This is a genomic window from Sutterella parvirubra YIT 11816 (assembly GCF_000250875.1).
In the GTDB taxonomy this organism is placed as follows: domain Bacteria; phylum Pseudomonadota; class Gammaproteobacteria; order Burkholderiales; family Burkholderiaceae_F; genus Sutterella; species Sutterella parvirubra.
This window is the reverse complement of sequence record NZ_JH604878.1, coordinates 1-7,436: the sequence shown is the minus strand read 5'-3', so window position 1 is coordinate 7,436 and position 7,436 is coordinate 1. Positions and strand designations below refer to the sequence as shown.

4 protein-coding genes are annotated in these 7,436 nt (G+C 66.8%); 3 read left to right on the top strand and 1 reads right to left on the bottom strand.

The genetic code is table 11. The features are described from left to right. Nucleotides 1–82: 82 nt before the first annotated feature. On the bottom strand, nucleotides 83–1,609 hold the full coding sequence (locus HMPREF9440_RS10355) for an alpha-isopropylmalate synthase regulatory domain-containing protein (protein ID WP_172634267.1): 1,527 nt from the start codon (nucleotides 1,607–1,609) through the stop codon (nucleotides 83–85). A 522-nt stretch (nucleotides 1,610–2,131) separates the two neighbouring features. Here HMPREF9440_RS10355 and HMPREF9440_RS01900 point away from each other — a divergent pair. From HMPREF9440_RS01900 to HMPREF9440_RS01890, 3 genes are all read left to right on the top strand, one after another. Then, nucleotides 2,132–4,237 (top strand): TonB-dependent receptor domain-containing protein, encoded by a 2,106-nt coding sequence (locus HMPREF9440_RS01900; RefSeq protein ID WP_008540948.1) that lies wholly within the window; start codon nucleotides 2,132–2,134, stop codon nucleotides 4,235–4,237. A 219-nt stretch (nucleotides 4,238–4,456) separates the two neighbouring features. Beyond that, nucleotides 4,457–6,337: an ABC transporter ATP-binding protein/permease gene (locus HMPREF9440_RS01895; protein WP_008540946.1), complete on the top strand. Its 1,881-nt coding sequence runs from the start codon at nucleotides 4,457–4,459 to the stop codon at nucleotides 6,335–6,337. Between the two features lie 72 nt (nucleotides 6,338–6,409). Beyond that, the gene (locus HMPREF9440_RS01890) at nucleotides 6,410–7,267 is read left to right on the top strand and encodes a substrate-binding domain-containing protein (RefSeq protein WP_008540945.1); all 858 of its coding nucleotides are present in this window, start codon (nucleotides 6,410–6,412) and stop codon (nucleotides 7,265–7,267) included. The last annotated feature ends 169 nt before the right edge of the window (nucleotides 7,268–7,436 follow it).

The window sequence follows — 7,436 nt, the reverse complement described above, 5'->3', positions numbered from 1 at the left end:
CCGCGGTTCGTCGGAAACGCGGGGCCGTTCAGGGGCCGACCTTCGAGCCCTCAAGGGCTCGGGATCTCACCGGCTCAGAGGCTTACGCCTCCGGGCTCTTCGCCTTGCGGCGGACCTTCTTCCCGCTCTTTTCCGTCGCGAGCCGCTTCGCCTGCTCGATGTTGTTCATCGCGTGAAGGAACGCAAGCGCCGAAGCCTCCAGGATGTCGGTCGAGAGCCCCATCCCGTGGTAGAACGCACCTTCGCACTCAACCGAGACGTCGACCTGCCCCAACGCATCCATCCCGACGCCGTTGGCGCCGATGGCGTAGGACGTCAGCCGGCAGCGGATGCCGGTCAGCCTCGTCAGGCAGTTGTAGATCGCGTCTACCGGACCGTTCCCGTTGCTCGATTCCGTACGGGTGCGTTTGCCCACGCGGATCCGCACGCTCGCCGTCGGGAGCATCCCGTCGCTCCCGCACATGACGTTGAAGCACTCCAGCTTGTAGGTGGGATCCTCTTCTTCGAGATGCCCGAAAAAGAGCAGGGCTTCCAAGTCGTCTTCAGAGACCAGTCCCTTCTTGTCGGCGAGCTTCAGGAACCGCGCGTAGAAGTCGTTCAAGTCAAGTTCGTCGAGGTCGACGCCGAGCTTCTCCAACGACGCCTTCACCATGTGCCGCCCCGAGCGGGAGGTCAAACGGAAGTGCCGCTCGTTCATCCCGACGCTCGCCGGCGTGAAGGGCAAAGCCGCCGCACCCGCAACGGGCGCGAAGGCGTTCGCGCCCACCACCGCCTTGTGGGCGGGGAGCGCTTCGTGAAGGAGCTTCGTCACGGTCTGGGCCGCGCGGGCGAGCTTTTCGTGCTTCAGACCCGTCTCCACCCCCAAGGTCCGCCCGTGCACCCGCATGGCGGTGGCGACTTCTTCCAAAGCCGCGCAGCCCGCGCCTTCGCCGACGCCGGTCAACGTCAGCACGACGGCGTCGGCACCCGCCCGCATGGCGGCCAGGGTCCCCGCGGCGGCGAGCCCCAGGGTGTTGCGGCACTGGACCGCGATGCGGAGCTCTTCCTTCGAGGTGGTCTCGATCCGGGCGGCCTTGACGGCCGCGACGACCGACGCAACCGTTTCCGGGAGCGCCGCACCGGTCCCGTCTTCAAGAAGGACGACGGAGGCGTCCGCCCAGACGGCGGCTTCGATGCCGGCGAGGAGTTTCTTGACGTCGGTTCCATCCCTCCCGTCACCCCCGAAGGCGTCCCCGAAGACGACGCCCACGGTGTGGGCGCGGGCCTTGGCGAGGCCGACGGCGTTCCTCACGAAGGCGGGGTCCGCCTTCGCGCCCACCGCCACCATCAGGACGTAGTCGGTGACGCCGGCCGAGGCCATGGCGTTCGCGGCCAGCTCCACGCCGGGCGCCAGATCGTCCGCGGGCGGCACGGTCACGACGGGGCGGGCGTGCTTCAACGCCCGGGCGCATTCAGCGACCGCCTCACCCTCCGCGAAGGTCGCGGGGGCGCCCAAGTCGACGGCGTCGACCTCCAATTCATCCAAAATCTTCGCGATCAGGACGCGGTGCGCGCTCGTGAGGTCGCTCCCGCGCTCGCGCAGGGTGGCGTCGATGATATGGGGCCGCACGGACATGGGTACTCCGGGTGAACGTTCAAAAAGTGCGCCTATTGTGCTTGGGGTGCGGGAGGAGGTCAAGGTTTGAGAACCGAAGGCCTGCGCGAGGGCAGGGACCATGGGTTGTTTCACTCAGATGAGCCACCCCCGGACGCACCTCCGTCGGAGGCTCCCAAGCATTTAGGGTGAAGGGCCGCACCCGAAAAACCGCGTGAACGGCGCGCCGACACAACACTTAGGAAGCGTCTGTCGGTGCGATTTTTCCATGCACCGACGCCATCCGTCCGCGCGGCGCGCACGTATGGGCAGTGAATTTGAAGTGGCGGTTTTTGCTGTCCGAGGCGAACGGTGAAATGACCGGTCGGAACCCGGACAGTTCTCTTCCCGAGCAGGGACTGCGCTCAGGGTTCCCCCGTAGGTGTCCCGTTGGAAATAATTCCCATTCGTGACTATGATCATGGGCATCTTCAACCTTCACGGGTCCCGAAGACCGATCGGGGCGGCGCACGCCGCCCGCCCGGTCCCTATGCCCTCATGACGCACTTCTCCCATCCGGCGGACGCCGCCGCACCCCTCAGGAAGACGCTTCTTTCGACGCTCCTCGGCACGGCCTTCGCCGCGGCCTGCGCCACGTCTGCTGGCGCAGCTGCCGTCCTCCCGGCTCACGCCGCCGACGCCGCCCAGTCCGACAAAGCCGACGTCGCCCTGACGGTCTCGGACCCCGTCGTCGTGACGGCCTCCCGCGTGGCGGTCCCGCTCTCCGAGGCCGTCTCCTCGATCTCGGTCGTCACCGACCGCACGATCGAAGAGGTGGGGGCCGCCACTTTCGGGGAGACCCTCCAGATGCTCCCCAACGTCCAGGTCGAGTCGGCGGACACGCCGATCTTCACCAAAATCCGCATCCGCGGGTCCGACCAGAATCAGATCACGTATCTCGTCGACGGCGTCCGTCAGGACAATCTGGGGTACTCCGGGAACCGTCCCGCGGGGATCTTCATCGCGCCCGAGCTCGTGAAGCAGGTGGAAGTCCGAAACGGGGGCGGGAGCGCCCTCTACGGGAACGGCGGCATCGGCGGGACCGTCGCGGTCACGACGAAGTCCGCGGAGGACTTCCTCCAACCCGGCGAGAAGTTCGGGGTCTTCGCGAAGTCCGCGTGGTCCTCGGCCGAGCAGGGGTGGACGAAGAGCGCCTTCCTCTTCGGGCGCGAGAGCGCCTTGGACGTCTTGGTCGCCGTGACGAGGACGGACGCGAAGGACGCGAAGTATTCGGACGGGCGCGGGCGCCGCAAGAATGAGACCGACATCGGGCACACGGCGCTCCTTGCGAAAGTGAGCGCGGTCCCGACGGACGAGCTGCTCCTCTCGCTCACCTACAACTACGACGACTTTTCGAGCTTCTGGCGCACGGACGGCGACCCGGTGAACTACGCCTTCGAGCAGCACCGCGTCACGGGTGCGCTCGAGTACGCCGACGACGGCTTCTGGGACCTCAAAGGTCGGCTTCAGTGGACGGGCGCCGAATTCAAGCTCGACCAAACGATCTCGGCGCGAGGGGGCGACCAGGGGAACCACGACGACTTCACGAGCTGGAGCGGATCGCTCCAGAACACGAACCGTTTTGAAGCCTTCGGGGCGCATGCGGTGACCTACGGGTTCGACGCCTCCCGCACGGAGCAGACGTCGACCGCCTACTACCCCTGGCAGTCGACGCCCATCCCCGACGGCTCGCGCCCCGACAGCCACGGGTTCGACGCCGGCGTCTTCATCCAGGACGAAGTGGCGGTGACCGACACCGTCACGGTGATGCCGGTGCTCCGCTGGTCCTGGTTCAAGCGTGAGGCCGACCTCGGCAACCACCCGTCTCTTACCGGGAACCGTCTGACGCCGGGCGTCACGGTGAGTTGGGCGCCGGTTGAGGGCGTGTCGCTCTGGACCTCCGCCGTTTCCGGCTACCGTCCACCGATTCTGGACGAGGTCTACTTCAACCAGGCGGCGATCCCGGGCCTGACCGACGCCGTCGTGCACGCGAACCCGGACCTGAAGCCCGAAAAGTCGATGAACTACGAAGTGGGCGCGACCGCGAACCTCGGCGGCCTTTTGGCGGAGGCCGACCGTCTCGCGCTTCGCGGCGCGCTCTTCTGGGACGACGTGCGCGACTTCGTGAACGTGCGGCGGTGGACGGATGACGATCATGTCGACCACTACCGCGCGGAAAACGTCGGCCACGTGGTGCGAAAGGGCCTTGAAGCCTCGGCCGACTACCAGGTGGACGCTTGGGAAGTGTCGCTCGCCTACGGTCTCGTTCATGCCGAGAACCAGGAAACGGGCCGCCGCGTCGAGGGGATCGCACCTCAGACCGTCAACGCCCGCATCGCGCGGCACGTCGCACCGTTGGACCTTGACCTCTGGTACCGCTTCCGTTGGGAGGACGCCTCGAGCGTCGACCGCCGGCGCGATTCCACCTACGACGCCTTCGCGACGCATGCCGTGGGCGCCGTCTGGGCGCCCCGGATCCCGAACTTCTGGGACTTCACGGCGGGCGTGGCGGTCGAGAACCTCACGAACGAGAAGTTCTGCTACGCAGGCGGAAGCCGCGGCTACGCGCGTGCCGTCCGGTTCTGGGTGTCGGGGCGGTTCTGACGGCGCTTGAGGCCTGATCCCTGAACCCGTAGCCCGGGCGGGCGACGCCCGGGCTCCGCCGACCTTCCGGCCTTCCAACCCTCAAGCCCTCAGACCCTCCGAAGAGGCTTCGGCCTCCGGGCCTCTCCTTCCGGTCCTCTTTCGCGCTTTCTTTCGTCCGTTCTTTCTTTCTTCACCCGAACCGGTCCGCCTCCGATCCGATCCTCCGCCCGACGTCTCATGAACCGCTCCGACAGCCCGACCAACCAACCTCACGTCGATACCGATCCGGCTCAGCCCACGGCAACGCCTTCCCGCGAACACCGAGAACCCCTCGAACCCCGAGGTTCCCGGGATTCCCGCCTCCGTCTCCTCTCTCGGATCTTCGCGCTCACCGGTCTCTGGGGCTTCCTCAAGGACTACGCGAAGACGAAGGAGGGGAAAGTCTCCTTTCTCCTCTTCGTCATCGTCCTTCTCGGGAACGCCGCGGGGGTCGAGGCGGCGTTGTGGCTGAACGCCTGGAACGGCCGCTTCTTCGACGCGCTTGCGGCCGTCGACCGCGCGAAGATCGTCGAAGAGCTCGTCACCTTCGTCGGGATCGTCTCGGTCGTGATCCTCGTCCTGGTCGCCACCTCCTACGTCCAGGACCGGCTCGTGATCAAGGTGCGCCGGGAGTTGACGGAACGGATGATCGCGCGGTGGCTCTCGGACGCGTCCGCCCACTACCGGCTCTCCCTCCAGGGGACCGAACCCGACAACCCCGACCAACGCATTCTGGAAGACACGGGCGACTTCGCCGCGCTCTCGATCAATCTGCTGATGAGCGCCTACAAGTCGCTTCTCACCTTGATCGGGTTCTCCGCGATCCTCTGGTCGCTCTCGACACCGTTGGTCGTGGGTGAGTGGACCATCCCCGGCTACATGCTTTGGGCGTGCGTCCTCTACACGGTGCTGGGCACGTGGCTGACGCACCTGATCGGCCGACCCTTGAAGCGCCTCAACGTCGAGGCGCAGCACCGCGAAGCGGATCTGCGCTTCGCCTTCATCGAGAAGCGCCGCCACGGCGACGCCGTGGCGGGCGCGAAGGGGGAGGCCTTTGAGCGCTGGAAGTTGACCGCAGGCCTCCACCACCTCACTGATCTGCTGATTCGCCGCGCCAAGAAGTCCCGCGACCTCGACCTCTTCACCGTGGGGCTGGGCCAAATCACGCACCTGACGCCTTTGGTCCTGGGGCTCCCGAGCCTCTTCGCCGGCACGATCGCCTTGGGCGGGCTGATGCAGCTGCGCGGTGCCTTCGCCGACGTCGCCCGGGCGCTCTCGTGGGTGATTCTCTCCTACGACCAGCTCGCCCACTTCGCGGCGGTCTGCGCCCGTCTGAACGGGCTTCTCACCGCTTTGGAAGCCGCGGACCGGGAGACGGCGGAGAAGACGGCGGTCCGGAAGGATGCTGAGACTGTCCAGGGCCTTCGCGCCTGCGTCGCGGTCGCGATCCCCGACGGGCGGGTGCTCCGCGCGGACGTCTCGGGCGCGCCCGGTGAGACCGTCTTCCTCACGGGGCCCTCGGGTACGGGGAAGAGCACGTTCCTGCGAACCGTCGCGGGGTTCGGCGACGCAGAGGGCGAGATCGACGTCGACCCATCCTGCGTTTGGGTGCCGCAGGCACCCTACCTCTTCGTGGGGACGCTCCGCGAAAACCTCCTCTACGGATCGGAGACGGGTGAGACCGGAGATCTGCGCCTCCTCGACCTCCTGGACGCCTTCGGGCTCTCCGGCCTCAAGGGGCGGCTTCTTGACGTCTGCGACTGGCGCACGCGCCTCTCGGGCGGGGAGGCCCAACGCGTGGTGCTGATCCGCGCGGTGTTGGCCGCCCCGAAGGTGCTCCTTCTTGACGAAGCCACCTCGGCCCTCGACCCGGCCTTGGCCGACGCGGTGCTCAGGACGCTCGAAGCGGAACTCCCTGAGACGTTCATTCTCGCGGTGACGCACCAGAGCTTCCCGACCGGGACCGACGAATCGTCCGACTCCGCCGAATCCGATCTCAGGCGGCCCGGCCGCTCCGGACGCCCGGCGCGCACGCGCCGGACCGTGCGGCTCGAATCCGTGTCGGCGGTACCGGCCTGAGGCCTTCCGGTCCCAACCTTGAGCCGTCAACCCTCAATCCTCATTCGAACCCTCATTCAGGAACCCAACGTCATGCTGAACCTCTACACGCCTTTTCCTCGATACGAGAACATCATCATCGTGGGCGACACCGCGGCGGAAGCCCTCGCGACGCTCCGCATCTGGGGGCGCGCCCTCGTGGGCGGCGACATCCCCGGGATGGAGGTTCTCCACCCCGCGGAGAAGATGCTCGAATGCACGCACTGCGCCATGCGCGACCGCCCGAAGATCCTCGACGCCGCCGCGCGGCGTCTCGGGGTCGACTTCATTCTCTTGGAAGAGAACGGCCTTTCCGACCTCAACCCCGCCCGCATGAAGGCGGACCTGGAGCGGGAGGGCTTCACCGTGAAGGGCCTCGACGTGCGCGGGAGCGCCGTCGAGGTGCTTCGCCGCGCGGGGGCGCTGATGGGGGAAGAGAAGCACGCCGAGCGGATGGCGGGGGACTGGGAGACGAGGATGGCGTACCTCCAAGAACTCCAGGCGGCGTCGCCGCTCCCGCCCCTGAGGATCCTTCCCGTCCTCGGGATCCGGCACCCGGTCGAGGACCAGATCTACGGATTCCTCGCGACGGCGGACTCGGACCTGACGCGTGAGCTCATGGAACCCTTGGGGCTCGTGAACGTCGTGGGGAAGCGCTGCGGTGAAGTGTTGCCTGGGGCGGTGGAGACCGACATGGCGGTGATGGCGGAGTTCATCCGCCGGGAGCGCGTCGACGTGATCGCGCTCTGCGGCGACGCGGCGGCCGCAGCGTCGCTCGCGCTTCCCCTCCTGAAGGAAGTGGGAACGGTTGAGCGCCCCGTGCTCCTGCCGCTTCCCTGGCACTGCCGCCCGATGATGTGGCGGCTCCCGCGCTCGATGGAGGTTTGGTACGGAACGCTGAAGGGGATTTGAGGCGGATTTGAGGGGGCGACCGTCGTCCGTTTACCTGGCATACAACGAAAGTGACCGTTTCGACACAGTCCGGAAGCTTGTCTACGGGGTATGCGGGCGGATAAATTTCCTTTAAAATCATCTGTAAAAGATGAGTTTGAGCGTGAATTTCTCTCAAACGGGTACACGT